The sequence below is a fragment of the Arthrobacter humicola genome (assembly GCF_022803015.1).
Taxonomy (GTDB): Bacteria; Actinomycetota; Actinomycetes; order Actinomycetales; family Micrococcaceae; genus Arthrobacter; species Arthrobacter humicola_A.
Window position 1 is genome coordinate 22,665 of record NZ_JAFKON010000004.1, and the last position, 16,765, is coordinate 39,429.

The following is a 16,765-nucleotide window of genomic DNA, read 5'->3' on the forward strand; positions in this document are numbered from 1 at the left end:
GTTACTTGACCAGGCCGATCTGGGTCAGGGTGGTCTTGACCTTGGCGATGTCCTCGGTCAGGAAGGTCTTGAAGCCGTCACCGGCCAGGAACGCGTCGTCCCAGTTGTTCTTGGTCAGGGTGGACTTCCAGGCCTCGGACGCGTGCAGCTTGGTGACGACGTCGGTCAGCTTCGCTCGCTGGGCGTCGTCGATGGACCCGGGGGCCACCACGCCGCGCCAGTTGGTCAGCACGACGTCGATCCCCTGGTCCTTGAGCGGCTTGATCCCGGGAAGCGCCGGGGCCTCGGCCTTTCCGGAGACGGCGAGCGCCCGGACCTTGCCGGCCTTGACCTGTTCGGCATACTCGCCCACGCCGGAGATGCCGGCCTGGACCTTGTTGCCGAGCAGCGCCGCGATGGACTCGCCGCCACCGGAGTAGCCGATGTAGTTCAGCTTGTCCGCTTCCACGCCCTGGGATTTCAGGATCTGCCCGGCCAGGATGTGGTCCGCGCCCCCGGCCGAGCCACCCGTGATGGCCACGCCCTTGCCGTTGGCCTTGATGTCCGCGACGAGGTCGGCGACCGACTGGTATTTCGACGACGACGGCACGACGAGAACCAGCGGCTCTTCGGTGAGCCGCGCGATCGGGGTGGTGTCTTCGAGCCGGGTCTTGGCGCCATTGGTCTCGACCGCACCCACCATGACGTAGCCCATCACCATGAGGGTGTTGACGTCCTTCTCGGTGGCGAGCTTGGCGAGGCCGTTGGTCCCGCCGCCGCCGCCAATGTTAGTGACCTGGGCGGAGGAGACGAGTTTGTTGGTCTGCAGGTCCTGCTGCATGGCGCGTCCGGTCTGGTCCCAGCCGCCGCCGGGGTTGGCCGGGACGATGATGCTTAGCTTCTTGATCGGATCGGCACCCGCGGACCCGCCGGCAGCCGTGCCGGTTCCGCTTCCCGCGCAGGCGGACATGGCCAGGACGACTCCGGCGGCGCCGGCAATGAGGGCGGCGCGACGTGTGTGGGTGGGACGCGTGAAAGCGGGCCGCGTGAAAAAGTTCTGGGCAGTCATGGTTTCTCCTTGAGCGAATGTGATGCACATCATTGGAATCACGTCACTGACCCTAGGAGCGCCCGCCGAACGGCAACAGCATTTGGCCGTATAGGTAGTAGTGGTCATATTGGTCACGGCCCTGGCCGTCTTTTTGGCGGCCGGGCTGCGCCCGCAATGGGAAACTTGTGACATGTTTCACAGGATTCCCCTTCGGTTCCAGCTGGTCGCATTGCAGCTGGGCATCGTGCTGGCTGTCCTCACGGTGGTGGGGGCCGTGACCATCCGGATGCAGGAACAACAGCTCCGTGACGCCTACAAGGGCAGGCTGATCGGCGTCGCCGAAAGTGTTGCCCAGCTGCCCTCGGTCATCAACGCGTTCGGCACATCGTCGCCGGCGCAGACCATCCAGCCGATCGCGGAAGTCATCCGGCAGGCATCCAACGTCACCTATGTGGTGGTGACGGACCGGCACGGGGTCCGGCAGTCGCACCCCAATCCGGCGGAAATCGGCCGGCCGGTCTCCACCGATCCGTCCGTGCCGCTGTCCGGGGAGATCTATGTGGGTACCCAGACGGGCACACTCGGTGAGTCCTGGCGGGTGAAGGTTCCTATCTTCGATGCGGCCGGCGCCGTGATCGGCTCCGCATCCGTGGGAGTGCTGGAGAGCACCCTGGCCGCTGACCTCCATGAGGACATGCCGCAGCTGTTCGGCTGGCTGCTCGGGGCGGCGCTGCTGAGTTCGATGGGCGCGATGTATGTCTCGAAACTGGTGTGGCGGCGGATCTACAAACTCGAGCCCGAGGACATCGCTGCCCTGCTGGAAACGCGCGACGCCATGCTCCACGGCCTGGGTGAAGGACTGGTGGCGGTGGACGCCGACGGCAGGGTCGCGCTGGTCAACGATGAGGCACGCCGCCTGCTCGCCCTGGCCGGGGACATCACCGGGACCCCTGCAGAGGCAAGCCTGGAACCGGCGGTCCTCCGCTTGCTCTCGGCCGGATCCGCCACGGAGGAACTGGTGCTCTCGGGTGAACGGATACTGCTGGGCAAGGTCAATGCGGCCACCGTCGACGGCCGCGAAGTCGGCAAGGTGCTGATCCTGCGCGACCGCACGGAGCTCCACACCGTCCTGCGTGACCGCGACGGCGCCGTGGACGTGACGCAGGCACTCCGCGCCCAGGCGCACGAATTTGCCAACAAACTGCACGTCATCTCCGGGCTGCTGGAGCTCGGAAAGCAGGACAAAGCCATCGAATACCTGGGCCGCAGCCACAACGACGCCGTCTTCGCGAACCGGCCGCTGGCGGCCGGAATCACCGACCACGGGGTCCAGGCGCTGCTGATCGCCAAGTCCACGGTCTGCGCCGAGCGCGGCATCGAGATCATCGTCAGCCCGGATTCGCTGTGCTCGGTTGATGACTCAGGCGACGTCATCACGGTGCTGGGCAACCTGATCGACAACGCTGTGGACGCTGCGGGTTACGACAGCACTGTTGCCATCCGGCTGGGCGAGAGTGCCGACGGCGGGCGGACCATCGTGGTGGAGGACGACGGACCCGGCGTCCCGGTTCCTGAACGCGCTAAAGTGTTCGAGCCCGGCGTGACCAGCAAGGAGTCCGAGGGAATCAACAGCCGCGGGTTTGGGCTGGCCCTGGTCCAGCGGGTTGCCCTCCGGCGCGGAGGCCGGGCGGCAGTATCCTCATCGGTGTTGGGCGGAGCCTGCTTCTCGGTAGTGCTCAGGACAAAAGAGGCGGAACTACAAAACCAATGAGCGCCATACGCACCCTCATCATTGACGATGACGTAGCAGTGGCCGGGATCCATCACGGGTTCCTGCTCGCACGCGGCGGATTCGACGTCGTGGCCATGGCCCACACCGGGCAGCAGGGCATCGATCTGGCCGCGGAGCTGGGCCCGGAGCTGGTGTTGCTGGACATCCATCTGCCGGACATGTCCGGCCTGGACGTCCTGCAGCGGCTGCGCGCGCGCCGGCGGCCCGTGGATGTCCTCGTGATCACCGCGTCCAGGGAGCTTGACACGGTCCGCGGCGCGATGGCCGGCGGTGTGCTGCACTACCTGGTCAAGCCCTTTTCCTCGCAGGCATTGAACGAACGGCTCGACGAGTACGTCATGCTGCGGGACCATCTGGCCTCCGGCGCTTCCGGGCCGCTTGACCAGGCGAGCATCGACCGCCTGGTGGCGCCCTCCCGCCGGTCCGGGGCGGCGGAAACCCCGGCGGGTCAGGCCGCCCAGCCAGACCAGGCCGCCGTACGGCTGCCCAAGGGACTGTCGCGCCCCACCCTGGACGCGGTCATCGAGGCACTGAAGGCCAGTCCGGAGGACGTCTCGGCGGCCGGCCTGGCGCTGCAACTGGGCCTGTCCCGGGTCAGCGCCCGCCGCTACCTCGAGTACCTCGTAGTTCACGGCCATGCCCGGCTGACGCCCCGCTACGGAGCCGCGGGCCGACCGGAGAACCGCTACCTCTGGCGCCGCTGACATGTCCGGTTCTTGGAGGCAGCATTGAGCATGTCCAGTTCATGACGGCCACACTGAGCATGCCCAGTTCATGACGGCCACACTGAGCATGCCCAGTTCTTGGGGCAGCCCGGGACACGTGGCACAAATGCGGGGCACGGGCCGCGGAGACTGGCCGAGGTTCAGAGCCACAAGCCACCCATTCGACGCAGATGGCCGCAATAGGACCAGCCAATCCGGCCATCTGAGGCGAATCGACGAAGTCAACCCCGGCCGGATCCCACCTCTGCACCCACGACGATGCCCGGCCATCCTCCGGGACGCCGGCAGCCACTCAGGACCCATTGGCAGTGGCCGCGGAGACTGGTCGAGATGCATCCACGACGATGCCCGGCGCCAGCCCCGGGACGCCGGCCAGCCCACTAACCCAGAGCACGTGTCGGTGGGTAGCCGTCCCGCGGTCAGGACCCGACGCGGCCCGCGCGGCGCAGTGTGGACGCGGCGTGCTTGAGGATGGGCCCGTCGACCATCTTGCCCTTGAACTGGAAGACGCCCGAGCCGGCTGCGGAGGCGGCATCGAGCAGCTCCGCGGCTGCCGAGACGTCGGCCTCGGAGGGTGCGTAGGCTTCGCGGACGACGGCCACCTGGTCCGGATGGATGCAGGCCTTGGACGAGAATCCGGATGCCACCGCGTCACGGGATTCGAGGGCCAGACCGGCCAGATCCGGGATGTTGACGTAAACGGCGTCGATCGCGTCCTTGCCGAAGGCGCCGGCGGCCAGCAGCACGCTGGAACGGGCGTGCAGCGCGACGGCCCGGTAGCTGCCGTCCTCCGCCCGGCTCGAGGTTCCGCCGAGCGATGCCAGCAGGTCCTCCGCACCCCACATCAGGGCCACCACATTGGGCTCGGCGGCGATGGCGGCGGCGTTGAGGACGCCGGCGGCCGTCTCGCAGAGGGCAATTACGCTGTAGCCCTCGAGTTCCCTCAGCTGGGCAGCGCTCTCCGCCTTGGCCAGCATGATGTGCCGGTAGGGCGTGTGCTTGAGGCAGTGCAGGTCCTTCTCGAACTCGTCCGTGCCGGCCGGGTTGACCCGTACGATCGTGCGGGACGGATCCAGTTCCGGGACGTCGCCGGTGGCGCCAAGCTGGGCAAGGATGGCGCCGCGGGCCCGCTGCTTGTCGGCAGGGGCAACGGCGTCCTCAAGGTCTACGATCACGGTATCGGCGCGTTCCGCGGCTTTCTGGTACCGCTCGGGGCGGTCGGCGGGGCAGAACAGCAGGGCAGGGCCCATCAGGAAACTCATGTCTCTATTCTCCCCTTTTGCGCCGCTTCCAGCTCGGCAGCGGCGTGGGCCTCGCGTGTCCACATCAGGCAACTGCGGGCGGCGAGCGCCACCACGTCCCCGTGCTGGTTCCGTCCGGTGTGCTGCATGGTCACGATGCCCTGCCCCGGGCGGGACGCGGACAGCCTCTTCCCGGTCACCACCGTCTCCGTGTAGAGGGTGTCCCCGTGGTACAGCGGGTGCGGAAAAGACACATCCGTCAGGCCGAGCTGGGCGATGATGGTGCCCTGGGTCAGCTGCGGCACGGACTGGCCCACCACGGTGGCCAGGGTGAACATCGAATTCATCAGCCGCTGGCCGAAGGGCTGCCCGGCGCTCCAGGCCGCGTCGAGGTGCAGGGCCTGGGTGTTCATGGTCATGGTGGTGAACAGGACGTTATCCGTCTCCGTAACCGTCCGGCCCGGCCGGTGGGCGTAGACCACGCCCTCCTCCAGCTCATCGAAATAGAGGCCGCGCTGCTCAATCACCCGGGGGGTGCCGGTACCCGGGTGCGCGCCTGTGCCCGGTGAAGTCGTGCCTGCATCACTCATACGGTCAGTTCCTGGTCTTCCTCAAAGAGTTCGGCTCCGGTGGCCGCCACGACGTCCTCCACGGACACGTTCGGCGCCAGTTCCCGCAGCACCAGCCGGGACTTCCCGCCCTCGGTCACGACGTCGATCACGGCGAGGTCGGTGATGATCCGGTCCACGCAGCCTTTGCCGGTCAACGGCAGCGTGCAGGTTTCCACGATTTTCGGCTTGCCGTTGCGGTCCACGTGATCCATCATCACGATCACCTTCTTGGCCCCGAACACCAGGTCCATCGCGCCTCCCATGCCCTTGACCATCTTGCCCGGGATCATCCAGTTGGCGAGGTCGCCGTTGACGGCGACCTCCATGGCGCCGAGCACGGCCACGTCGACGTGGCCGCCCCGGATCATGCCGAAGGAGGCTGCGGAATCGAAGAACGCCGCGCCCTTGTTGACCGTGACGGTTTCCTTGCCGGCATTGATCAGGTCGGGGTCGACTTCATCCTCGGCCGGGTACGGCCCGACGCCCAGGATGCCGTTCTCCGAATGCAGCACCACCTCGACGCCGGCCGGAATGTAGTTGGGTATCAGCGTCGGCATGCCGATGCCGAGGTTGACGTACTGGCCGTTGTGCAGTTCCTGCGCGACGCGGGCCGCGAGTTCATTGCGGGTCCAGCCCTTGCCCTCAGCACCGGCGGCGTGTTCGACGGCGGAGCGCCGGTATTCGTGGCGCACGGCCTCGGGACGGGGCGGGGCCTCTGCGGCTTTGTTCGTTTCCACGGCTAGGCTCCTGCCTGCTCCGGCGACAGTTTTGGTGTGCCGGAGGCGCTGGTGGCCACCGCAACCGTCCGCTTTTCAATGCGTTTCTCGCCCTGCGGGGCCAGAACCACGCGCTGGACGAAGATCCCCGGGACGTGGACGTGCTCCGGGTCCAGCTCCCCCGGCTGCACGAGCTCCTCGACCTCGGCGATGGTGATCTTCCCTGCCATGGCGCACAGCGGGTTGAAGTTCATGGCCGTGGCGTGGAAGACGAGGTTGCCGTGGCGGTCACCCTTCCAGGCGTGCACGAGGCCGAAGTCGGGCGTCAGCGATTCCTCCAGCACGTACTCGGCGCCGTGGAAGCTGCGGACTTCCTTCGGGGCGGAGGCAATCGCGACGTTGCCCTCGGCGTCGTACTTCTGCGGCAGGCCGCCTTCGGACACCTGGGTGCCGACGCCGGCCGGGGTGTAGAACGCGGGGATACCCGCGCCGCCGGCGCGCAGCTTTTCGGCCAGCGTGCCCTGCGGGGTGAGGACCACCTCCAGCTCGCCGGAAAGGTATTGCCGGGCGAACTCCTTGTTCTCCCCCACGTAGGAGCTGATGGTGCGCCGGATCCGGCCGTCCTTGAGCAGGATCCCGAGGCCCCAGTCGTCGACGCCGCAGTTGTTGCTGACGGTTTCCAGGTCCGTGGCACCGCGCTCATGCAGGGCCTCGATCAGCGTCACGGGAATGCCGCACAGCCCGAACCCGCCGACGGCGAGCGAGGCGCCGTCGTGGATGTCCGCGACAGCCTCGGCGGCGCTGGCAACAACTTTGTTGATCATCGGTGATCCTTCCGGCCGGCTACAGTCCCAGTTCGCGGGCGATCAGCATCAGCTGGACCTCCGTGGTGCCCTCGCCGACTTCAAGGATCTTGGAGTCGCGGTAGTGGCGCGCCACGGTGAATTCGTTGATGAAGCCATAGCCGCCGAACACCTGGGTGGCGTCCCGCGCGTTGTCCATGGCTGCCTCGCCTGCGACCATCTTAGCGATGGCCGCCTGCGTCTTGAACGGCTTGCCGGCAAGCATCCGGGCGGCCGCGTCGTAGTAGGCCAGGCGGGCCGTGTGGGCGCGGGCTTCCATCCGGGCGATCTTGAATGCGATGGCCTGGTATTTGCCGATGTTCTGCCCAAACGCGCTGCGTTCCTTGGCGTATTTCACCGACTGGTCCACGCATCCCTGGGCGGCGCCGACGGCCAGGGCCGCGATCGCGATCCGGCCTTCGTCCAGGATGGAGAGGAAGTTGGCGTAGCCGCGGCCCTGGGTACCGAGCAGGTTCTCCTCGGGGACGTGGACGTTGTTGAACGTCAGCGGGTGGGTGTCCGAGGCGTTCCAGCCGACCTTGTTGTAGGCCTTTTCCGCGGTGAAGCCCGGAGTGTTGGTGGGCACCAGGATGGTGGAGATTTCCTTCTTGATGCTGCCGTCCGCGCGTTCCTCCTGGCCGGTGACCGCGGTGACGGTGACGAGCCTGGTGATGTCGGTGCCGGAGTTGGTGATGAACTCCTTGTTGCCGTTGATGACCCACTCTCCGCCGCCCAGCTTGGCGGTGGTCTTCGTCCCGCCGGCGTCCGAGCCGGCTTCCGGCTCGGTCAGGCCGAAGCCGGCGAGCGCCTTGCCGGAGGCCAGCAGCGGCAGCCATTCCTGCTTCTGCGCCTCGTTGCCGAAGCGGTGGATCGGCATCGCACCGAGCGAGACGCCGGCCTCGAGGGTGATCGCGACAGACTGGTCCACCCGGCCGAGCTGTTCCAGGGCCAGGGCCAGAGCGAAGTAGTCCCCGCCCATGCCGCCGAACTCTTCCGGGAACGGCAGGCCGAACAGGCCCATGTCCGCCATCTGGGAGACGACCTCGTAGGGGAAGCTGTGCTCTTCGTCGTGCTTGGCGGAGACAGGGGCCACCACCTCGTCGGCGAATTCGCGGACGGTGTCGCTAAGGATCTGGTAGTCCTCGCTGAGTTCAAAATCTGCCATGGGGTGTCTCCTGTGTCTGAGGTACATCTGTGGTCTGGTGAAAAGGGGTGTTGGCTGCGCTGTGGCTGGTCAGCCGGGGTGAGGGCGGTGGTGTCAGTAGGGTGCGGTCATTCGGCCGCGCCCATGGCGATGACCGCTTCCTCGATCGTGTCCTCGGCTTTCGAGGGCTCCGTCGGGACGGCGGGGTGGATCGTCGCCAGCACCTGGTCTGCCTTGACGAGGTCGCCGGAGCCGACGCTGATGTGGACGGTTCCGTCCAAGGGCGCCACGAGCTGGTGCTCCATCTTCATGGCTTCGACCGAGAGCAGGACCTGGCCGGCCTCCACGGTGTCGCCGTTGCTGACGGACACGGACACCACGGTGCCGGGCATCGGCGAGCGCACCGCCGGGTCGGCGGCGCCTTCCTCGCGTTCGATCGCCGCCAACACCCGGGCAAGCCGGGTCTCCCGGGTGAGCACCTCAAGGCGGCAGGACCAGCCCTCGCTGCCGAGGAAGATTTCCGACAGGACGCGGGGATCGGGAGCCATCCAGCTCTGGGCGGGAGGACCGGTGCGAACGGGTGCAAGTGCATAACTGCTGGTCTCGCCCTCGAGGGTGAGCACCGGACGATCCCGCGCGGTGAACTCCATGAAGGCTGTGAGCTGCGGACCTCCGTTAACCCTTACAGTGACTTGCTCCCCCGCGACCGGGCCCCTCACCTCCACTGTGGCGACGCCCCCGTCGGGGGTTCCCAGGCTGATCCGGCGCGGCGCCGGCGCACCGATCCGCCAGCCGTCGCGGCGCTGCCACGGGCTGCCTTCACGCTCCTCCTGCTTGGCTTCCTCCGCCATGGCCAAGGCGTACAGTGCGGCGACCACAAGTTCGCTGTCGCCCACCCGCCGGAAGCTGAATTCCGGCATCTTGCGTTCGATCAGGCCGGTGTCGAGCCGGCCGGCGCGGACGTCGGCGTCGTTGGCCAGCAGCCGGAGATATTCAACATTGGTATCGATGCCCAGCACTGTGTACCCGGCGAGCGCCTCGTCCAAGGTATCGAGGGCAGTCGTTCGGTCTTGGCCCCAGGCAATGACCTTGGAAATCATCGGATCGTAGCTGGAGGAGATCTCGAGTCCGTGGACGAGGGCGGAGTCCACCCGGACGCGGCCGTGGGCCGTTTCGACTTCGTTGCGGGCCGGAGCACTCGGGCGCTGGGCCGGGCCGGGCAATTCGTCCAGCAGCAGCACTTCACCGCCGGAGGGCAGGAAGTTCTTCTCCGGCACCTCAGCGTAGACGCGTGCCTCCACGGAGTGGCCGGTCAGGACGACGTCGGCCTGGGTCAACGTAAGTTCCTCGCCGGCGGCGATGCGCACCTGCCATTCGACGAGGTCAATGCCGGTGACCATCTCGGTGACCGGGTGTTCGACCTGCAGGCGGGTGTTCATCTCCATGAAGAAGAACTCGTCCGGGGCGGCGTCCGAGACCAGGAATTCCACGGTCCCGGCGCCGGAGTAGTGGACGCTGCGCGCGGCCTGGCAGGCGGCCTCGCCGATCCGGGCGCGGATCTCCGCTCCGTCGGGCAGGGATTCCAGCAGCGGGGACGGTGCTTCCTCGATGACCTTCTGGTGGCGGCGCTGCAGCGAGCACTCGCGCTCCCCCAGGTGGATGACGTTGCCGTGGTTGTCCGCCAGGATCTGGACCTCGATGTGCCGCGGCGTGAGCACGAGCCGTTCCAGGAACAAGGTGTCGTCGCCGAACGCACTCGCGGCGACCCGGCGTGCGGTGGCCAGGGTGGCTTCCAGGTCCTCGGCGCGTTCGACGATGTGCATGCCCTTCCCGCCGCCGCCGGCGGAGGGCTTGATCAGCAGCGGGAACCCGACGCCGGCCGCGGCCTCGATCAGCTGCGCGTCACTCATGCCGGGTTCAGCGATGCCCGGGACCACGGGGACGCCGTAGCCGGTGACGTGGTTCTTGGAGCGGATCTTGTCGCCCATGACGTTGAGGGATTCGACGCCGGGGCCGATGAACGTGATCCCGGCGGCTTCGAGGGCACGGGCGAAGTCGACGTTCTCGCTCAGGAAGCCGTAGCCGGGGTGCACGGCCTCGGCGCCGGTGTCGCGGCAGGCCTGGATGATGGCCTCGATCTTGAGGTAGCTCTCGGTGGCCGCGGCGGGGCCGATCCGGACCGCCACGTCGGCTTCCCGCACGTGCCGCGCGTCGGCGTCGGCGTCGGAATAGACGGCGACCGAACGGATGCCGAGGGCGCGCAGGGTCCGGATGACGCGGCAGGCGATTTCGCCGCGGTTGGCGACGAGCACGGTGCCGAACAACGGGGTGCCGGTTGTGGGGGTGGCTGGAGGGGTGGCCACGGAAGGCGTGGTGGGCGAAGAGATGGTCGGCGAAGAAAGGTTCATGGCTGGCTCACATCCGGAAGAGGCCGAAGGAGGTCTCCGGCAGCGGGGCGCGGGAGACGACGTCGAGCGCCAGTCCCAGGACGGTGCGGGTGTCCGCGGGGTCGATCACGCCGTCGTCCCAGAGGCGGGCGGTGGAGTAGTAGGGGCTGCCCTGGTCCTCGTACTGGGCCTTGATGGGGGCCTTGAAGGCTTCCTCGTCCGCGGCGGACCATTCCTCGCCGCGGGCCTCGTACTGGTCCCGCTTCACGGTCGCGAGCACGCTGGAAGCCTGGTTGCCGCCCATCACGGAGATCCGCGACGCCGGCCACATCCACAGGAAGCGCGGGGAGTAGGCGCGTCCGCACATCGAGTAGTTCCCGGCGCCAAAGGACCCGCCGATCACGACGGTCAGCTTGGGCACGCGGGCGGTGGCGACGGCGGTGACCATCTTGGCGCCGTTCTTGGCGATGCCGCCCTGTTCGTAGTCCTTGCCGACCATGAAGCCGGAGAGGTTCTGCAGGAAGATCAGCGGGATCCCGCGCTGGTCGCACAGTTCGATGAAGTGCGCTCCCTTGAGGGAGGACTCGCTGAACAGCACGCCGTTGTTCGCCACGATGCCCACGGGGTGGCCGTGCAGCTTGGCGAAGCCCGTGACCAGGGTGGTGCCGTAGTTTTTCTTGAACTCGTGGAACCGGCTGCCGTCGACCAGCCGGGCGATGACCTCACGCACGTCGTACTGGGCGTTGACGTCCGTGGGCACGGCACCGTAGAGCTCATCCGGGTCGGCAACGGGCTCGACGGCGGTGTCCACGTCCCAGACGGGTGCGGCAGGCTTCGGCAGGGTGGAGACGATGTCGCGGACGATCTGGAGGGCATGCTCATCGTTCTCGGCCAGGTGGTCCGTGACCCCGGAAATCTTCGAGTGCACGTCGCCGCCGCCAAGTTCCTCCGCGGTCACGATTTCGCCGATCGCGGCCTTCACCAGCGGCGGGCCGCCCAGGAAGATGGTGCCCTGGTTGCGGACAATCACGGTCTCGTCGCTCATCGCCGGAACGTACGCGCCGCCGGCGGTGCAGGAGCCCATCACGGACGCGATCTGCGGGATCTTCGCCGCGGACATCCTCGCCTGGTTGAAGAAGATCCGGCCGAAGTGTTCCTTGTCCGGGAAGACCTCGTCCTGCTTGGGCAGGAACGCCCCGCCGGAGTCCACGAGGTAGATGCAGGGCAGCCGGTTCTCCAGCGCGATTTCCTGCGCGCGGAGGTGCTTCTTCACTGTCATCGGATAGTAGGTGCCGCCCTTGACTGTGGCGTCGTTGGAAATGACCAGCACCTGGCGGCCGTGCACCAGCCCGATGCCGGCAATGACGCCTGCACCGGGCGAGTCGCCGTCGTACATGCCGTCCGCGGCCAGCGGGGCGATCTCCAGGAAGGGGCTGCCGTCGTCGAGCAGCTGGTCAATGCGCTCGCGCGGCAGGAGCTTGCCGCGCGCCACGTGGCGTTCCCGGGACTTCGCGGGCCCGCCCAGCGCGGCGGTGGCGAGCCGTTCCCTCAGCTCGCCGGCCAGCCCCAGTTGGGCCTCCCGGTTCGCGGCGTAGGCGGTGCTCGTCGCATCCACCCGGCTGGCGATTGTCTCCATTGACTGCTTCCGTTCCCTGACCTGCGCGGACTTGCGCGCCGGAGCGGCAACTCAGGCCGCCCGACTATTTCGGTTAGTACCGCATAACTGAGATTTAGGTTAGTCTCTATTAACTGTGATGTCCAACACAGGGATCATTTTGCAACGAGGGGATGCGCCGGTGACCGAGCCCAGCCAGACTGCCCAGCTTCCGTCAACCCAGGCAGCCTCAACGCAGCGCAGCCAGGCGAAGGCGAACAGGCGGCAGGCCCTCCTGTCCGCCGCCGCTGCGCTCTTTGCCCTGGAGGGCTTCAACCGCGTTTCCCTGGAGGATCTCGGGGCCGCGGCCGGCGTCAGCGGACCGGCGGTCTACCGTCACTTCGCCGGCAAGCAGGCCGTCCTCGGCGCCCTGCTGCTCAGTGTCAGCCAGGACCTGCTCGACGGCGGCCGCAAGGTAGTGGCCGATTCCGACGGCGATCTGGCGGCGTTGGGCGGGCTGGTGGCCTTCCACGTCGACTTTGCCCTGAGCAACCCGGACGTCATCCGGGTCCAGGACCAGGACTTCAGCAACCTGGCCGGCGAGGACCAGGCCGAGGTCCGCACGCTTCAGCGCAACTACGTTGAACTCTGGGTGGACGTGCTGGCCGGACTGCACGAGGGTACGGAGGCCGCCGAACTGCGGATGCGCGCGCACGCCACGTTCGGGCTGATCAATTCGACCCCGCACTCGGTGCGCAGCCACGGACGCCGGATCGGCGTCCGCCGCGCCAGGCCGCTGCTGGAAAGCATGGCGCTGGCCGCGCTCCTGGCACCGGCCCCCACCGAGCCGCTCGGCTAAGCAACTCCCCGGTCCCGGGCGCCCTCCCGGGTCCGCGGGTCGGCCCCGCACACCACGAAGCTGCCGGCCGCCCCTTCCTTTCGGACGGGGCAGCCGGCAGCTGTGTAGAGGGACCTAGACCATCGCGAGGACCATGCCCGGATCGGCCAGCATGGCCCCGAGGTCCTGGAGGAACCGCGAGCCCTGCTCGCCGTCGACCAGCCGGTGGTCGAAGGACAGGCTGAGCGTCATGACCTGGCGCAGCGCGACCTCGTCCTTGTACTCCCACGGCATCTTCCGGACCGCGCCGAGGGCCAGGATGGCTGCCTCGCCCGGATTCAGGATGGGCGTGCCGGCGTCAATGCCGAAGACGCCGATGTTCGTGATGGAGATCGTGCCGCCGGAGAGCGCCTCAGGGCTTGTCTTCCCGGCCCGGGCCGTGTCCGTCAGTTCCGTCAGGGCCGAGGAGAGATCCATGAGGGACATCCGGTCCGCGTCCTTGATGTTCGGAACGGTCAGCCCCCGCGGGGTCGCAGCCGCGATGCCCAGGTTCACGTAGTTGAACTGGACGATCTCCTGGTTGGCCTCGTCCCACCGGGCGTTGAGGGTCGGGTGGTTGCGCAACGCAATCAGCACGGCCTTGGACACGAGTGTCAGCGGGGTGAGCTTGTACCCGGCGAACGCGCGGCTGGCCTTGAGCCGTGCCAGCAGCTCCATCGTGGGCGTAACGTCGACGGTCAGGAACTCGGTGACGTGCGGCGCAGTGAAGGCACTGGCCACCATGGCAGCCGCGGTGAACTTCCGTACGCCCTTGATCGGCGTGCGGGTCTCGCGCTCGCCCGGGGCCTGGACAAGCCATGCGGCCTGCGCCGTCGCACCGGCGGGTTCCTGGGCGGCCGCGGGCAGCTCCCCGCCGCCGACGAAGTTCAGCACATCGTCGCGGGTGATGAGCCCGCGCTCCCCGGTACCGGTCACGGCCTCGAGGTCGACGCCGAGATCCTTGGCCAGCTTGCGCACCGGAGGCGTGGACCGCGGGCGCTCCCCCGGCGACATGTCGCCAGCTGTGGTTGCGGGCGTCGTTTCGACCGGCTGGGTTTCGGCCGGCCCAGCAGCGCGGACCGGCGCGGCCGGCTCGGCTGCACGGACTGATGCCACCGGTTCGGCCGCGACGGCCGGAGGGGCCGCCGGGGCCGCGAAGGTGCGGGCGCGGCGGGCCGGCCGGCCGGAGGCTTCCAGGACGGCGCCATAGCCCACGAGGTTCGGCTCACGCTTGCCTGCCGCGGCCCCGTCCGCACCGGCGGAACCGGCGGCGCCGTCGTCGCCCTCGATCTCGAAGGAGACGATCGGCTTCCCGACCTCAACAACGGTGCCGGGCTGTTCGTGCAGGGCCGCGACAACGCCGGCAAACGGCGAGGGCAGCTCGACGACGGCCTTGGCCGTCTCTACCTCGGCGATGATCTGGTTGAGGGTGACGGTATCCCCTACCGCGACCTTCCAGGCGACGATTTCCGATTCCGTCAGTCCCTCGCCGAGGTCCGGGAGCCTGAATTCCTTGATCATGGTGGCGCTCATCCTTCCAGCCCGCTAAGGGAGTTGGGGCGGCCGAGGGCACGGTCGACGCCGTCGAGAATCCTGTCAAGGCCCGGCAGGTGGTGCATTTCCAGCTTGGAGTAAGGGTAGGGAACATCGAAGCCGGTCACGCGGACGGGAGCGGCCTCGAGGTGGTAGAAGCAGCGCTCGGTGATGCTCGCGGCGACTTCGGCGCCGAGGCCGCCGGACTGGCTGGCCTCGTGCGTGATGACCAGACGGCCGGTTTTGCGGACCGAGGCCTCAAGGGTGGCGAAGTCCAGTGGTGCCAGCGAGCGCAGGTCGATGACCTCAACCGAGATGCCTTCGTCGGCGGCCGCCAGGGCGGCGTCGCGGGCGGTCTTGACGAGCGGGCCGTAGGCCACGAGGGTGACGTCCGTGCCCTCGGTGACAACGCGGGCCTTTTCCATGGACAAGGCAGAACTCAGGTCGACGCTCTCGTCCACCTCGCCCTTGTCGTGGTAGCGCCGCTTGGGCTCGAAGTACAGGACGGGATCGTCGGAGGCGATGGCCTGCTGGATCATTGTGTAGGCGTCCTGGGGGTTGGACACGCTGATCACGCGCAACCCCGAGGTGTGGGTGAAGTAGGCCTCGGGCGATTCCGAGTGGTGCTCCGGCGAGCCGATGCCGCCGCCGAAGGGCACGCGGATGGTGATGGGCATCTTGACGGCGCCCTGGGTGCGGTAGTGCATCTTGGCGACCTGGCTGACGATCTGGTCGAACGCCGGGTAGATGAAACCGTCGAACTGGATCTCCACCACCGGACGGTAGCCGCGGTATGCCAGGCCGACGGCGGTGCCCATGATGCCGGACTCGGCGAGCGGGGTGTCCACGACGCGGTGCTTCCCAAAGTCTTTCTGCAGCCCGTCCGTGACACGGAAGACGCCGCCAAGGGCGCCGATGTCCTCGCCCATCAGGACCACCTTGGGATCGTTTTCGAGGGACTTGCGCAGGCCCGAATTGATGGCTCGGGCAAAGGTCATCTGCGTCATCAGCGTGCACCTTCTTCAGAAGCGGCTTCTGCGGGATCGCCGAAGGAAGCCAGGTAACGGGAGTAGTGCTCCTGCTGGCGGTCCAGCCAGGAGTTGGGCGTGCTGTACACGTGCTTGAAGATATCCAGCGGCTGCGGCTCGGGCATGTTGATGGTCCCGGCCCGGAGTTCCTTGGCCACTGCGTCAGCTTGCGCGGCGACGGCGGCCTCAAGGTCCGCGGTCAGCAGTCCCTTGCGCTCGAGCAGCGACTTCATCCGGCTGATCGGGTCCTTGGCGGCCCAGTCCTCGAGTTCGTTGGCATCCCGGTAGCGGGTGGGGTCGTCCGCCGTCGTGTGCGGGCCCATCCGGTAGGTCACGGCCTCGATGAAGGTGGGGCCGCCGCCGCGCCGGGCACGGTCCAGGGCAATGCGGGTGGCTGCCATGACGGCGAGGACATCGTTGCCGTCTACCCGCATGCTGGGGATGCCGAAGCCTGAGGCGCGGTCCGCGAGCTGGATGTGGGACTGCAGCCGGACGGGTTCGGAAATGGCCCAGTGGTTGTTCTGGCAGATGAAGACGACAGGCGCCTGGAAGCTCGCGGCGAAGACCATGGCTTCGTTGACGTCGCCTTCGCTCGTGGCTCCGTCGCCGAAGTAGGCCACGGCGACGCAGTCGGCGCCGTCGTTCTGGATGCCCATGGCGTAGCCCGTGGCGTGCAGGCTCTGCGCACCGATGATGATCTGCTGGGTGGCAACGTTGACGGTGAACGGGTCCCAGCCGGCGGAGGCATTGCCCCGCCAGGCACGGACGAGGTCCTCCGGCTTCACTCCCCGGCAGTAGGCGACGCCGTTGTCGCGGTAGCTCGGGAAGACAAAATCGTCCTCGCGGAGGGCGCGGGCCGAGCCGATCTGGGATGCTTCCTGGCCGAGCAGTGGCGGCCACAGTGCCAGTTCGCCCTGCCGCTGGAGGGCCGTGGCTTCGGCATCGATCCGGCGGATGACCACCATGTCCTCATAGAGCGCGCAGAGCTGCTCATCGCTGACGTCCTGGAGCCAGGGATCGAACTCGGGATGGCTGATGCGCTCGCCCGCCGGGGTGATGAGCTGGACGAGGTCGCCGCCCGTCCGCCTCATAGAATTTTCACTGTTTCCGGGGCCCCCGGCGGCAATGCCGCCCTTGCCCGCGTCGTCGGTAAACACTGTTGTCCGCACCTTCTGACGTCGTCTGACCGGAACTCGCAGGACTCGTGATCCCGCGGCGCGCCAGCCGCCCGGGCGCCGTTGCCCC

14 protein-coding genes are annotated in these 16,765 nt (G+C 67.8%); 3 read left to right on the forward strand and 11 right to left on the reverse strand.

Features of this window, described 5'->3' with window-relative positions:
• Window position 1 precedes the first annotated feature (1 nt).
• A complete protein-coding gene (locus tag ARTB_RS09860) occupies window positions 2-1,048 on the reverse strand; it encodes a Bug family tripartite tricarboxylate transporter substrate binding protein (RefSeq protein ID WP_243179613.1) in 1,047 nt (348 codons plus the stop codon).
• Window positions 1,049-1,220: 172 nt separating this feature from the next.
• Between ARTB_RS09860 and ARTB_RS09865 the strand changes: the two genes are divergently transcribed.
• Entirely contained in the window at window positions 1,221-2,801 is a 1,581-nt protein-coding gene (locus ARTB_RS09865; RefSeq protein ID WP_243179614.1) for an ATP-binding protein, read from the forward strand.
• Complete coding sequence (locus ARTB_RS09870; protein ID WP_243179615.1) at window positions 2,798-3,526, forward strand: response regulator; 729 nt, start codon at window positions 2,798-2,800, stop codon at window positions 3,524-3,526. Before ARTB_RS09865 ends, ARTB_RS09870 begins: the two co-directional genes overlap by 4 nt.
• 440 nt (window positions 3,527-3,966) lie before the next feature.
• Here the strand turns inward: ARTB_RS09870 and ARTB_RS09875 are convergent, their stop codons facing one another.
• From ARTB_RS09875 to ARTB_RS09905, 7 genes are all read right to left on the reverse strand, one after another.
• Window positions 3,967-4,809, reverse strand: a complete 843-nt coding sequence (locus ARTB_RS09875) for an HpcH/HpaI aldolase/citrate lyase family protein (RefSeq protein WP_079551424.1) — start codon at window positions 4,807-4,809, stop codon at window positions 3,967-3,969.
• A complete protein-coding gene (locus ARTB_RS09880; protein ID WP_243179616.1) occupies window positions 4,806-5,378 on the reverse strand; it encodes a MaoC family dehydratase in 573 nt (190 codons plus the stop codon). The genes ARTB_RS09875 and ARTB_RS09880 overlap by 4 nt, the downstream gene beginning before the upstream one ends.
• The gene (locus ARTB_RS09885) at window positions 5,375-6,136 is read right to left on the reverse strand and encodes a CoA transferase subunit B (protein ID WP_028277096.1); all 762 of its coding nucleotides are present in this window, start codon (window positions 6,134-6,136) and stop codon (window positions 5,375-5,377) included. The genes ARTB_RS09880 and ARTB_RS09885 overlap by 4 nt, the downstream gene beginning before the upstream one ends.
• A 2-nt stretch (window positions 6,137-6,138) precedes the next feature.
• Entirely contained in the window at window positions 6,139-6,939 is an 801-nt protein-coding gene (locus ARTB_RS09890; protein ID WP_243179617.1) for a CoA transferase subunit A, read from the reverse strand.
• 19 nt (window positions 6,940-6,958) lie between these two features.
• Complete coding sequence (locus tag ARTB_RS09895; RefSeq protein WP_223914042.1) at window positions 6,959-8,122, reverse strand: acyl-CoA dehydrogenase family protein; 1,164 nt, start codon at window positions 8,120-8,122, stop codon at window positions 6,959-6,961.
• 107 nt (window positions 8,123-8,229) lie between these two features.
• The gene (locus ARTB_RS09900; protein ID WP_243179618.1) at window positions 8,230-10,509 is read right to left on the reverse strand and encodes an ATP-binding protein; all 2,280 of its coding nucleotides are present in this window, start codon (window positions 10,507-10,509) and stop codon (window positions 8,230-8,232) included.
• 7 nt (window positions 10,510-10,516) lie between these two features.
• Entirely contained in the window at window positions 10,517-12,124 is a 1,608-nt protein-coding gene (locus tag ARTB_RS09905; RefSeq protein ID WP_243179619.1) for a carboxyl transferase domain-containing protein, read from the reverse strand.
• 118 nt (window positions 12,125-12,242) lie between these two features.
• On the opposite strand from ARTB_RS09905, the gene ARTB_RS09910 reads away from it, so the two are divergent.
• Window positions 12,243-12,941: an SACE_7040 family transcriptional regulator gene (locus ARTB_RS09910; RefSeq protein WP_279294146.1), complete on the forward strand. Its 699-nt coding sequence runs from the start codon at window positions 12,243-12,245 to the stop codon at window positions 12,939-12,941.
• 114 nt (window positions 12,942-13,055) lie between these two features.
• Here ARTB_RS09910 and ARTB_RS09915 read toward each other — a convergent pair whose 3' ends face one another.
• From ARTB_RS09915 to pdhA, 3 genes are read right to left on the reverse strand one after another with little or no spacing between them, the layout of a single operon-like run.
• Window positions 13,056-14,492: a dihydrolipoamide acetyltransferase family protein gene (locus tag ARTB_RS09915; protein WP_243179621.1), complete on the reverse strand. Its 1,437-nt coding sequence runs from the start codon at window positions 14,490-14,492 to the stop codon at window positions 13,056-13,058.
• On the reverse strand, window positions 14,489-15,499 hold the full coding sequence (locus ARTB_RS09920; RefSeq protein WP_243179622.1) for an alpha-ketoacid dehydrogenase subunit beta: 1,011 nt from the start codon (window positions 15,497-15,499) through the stop codon (window positions 14,489-14,491). The genes ARTB_RS09915 and ARTB_RS09920 overlap by 4 nt, the downstream gene beginning before the upstream one ends.
• Window positions 15,499-16,677, reverse strand: a complete 1,179-nt coding sequence (gene pdhA, locus ARTB_RS09925; RefSeq protein ID WP_374706662.1) for a pyruvate dehydrogenase (acetyl-transferring) E1 component subunit alpha — start codon at window positions 16,675-16,677, stop codon at window positions 15,499-15,501. Before pdhA ends, ARTB_RS09920 begins: the two co-directional genes overlap by 1 nt.
• Window positions 16,678-16,765 lie beyond the last annotated feature (88 nt).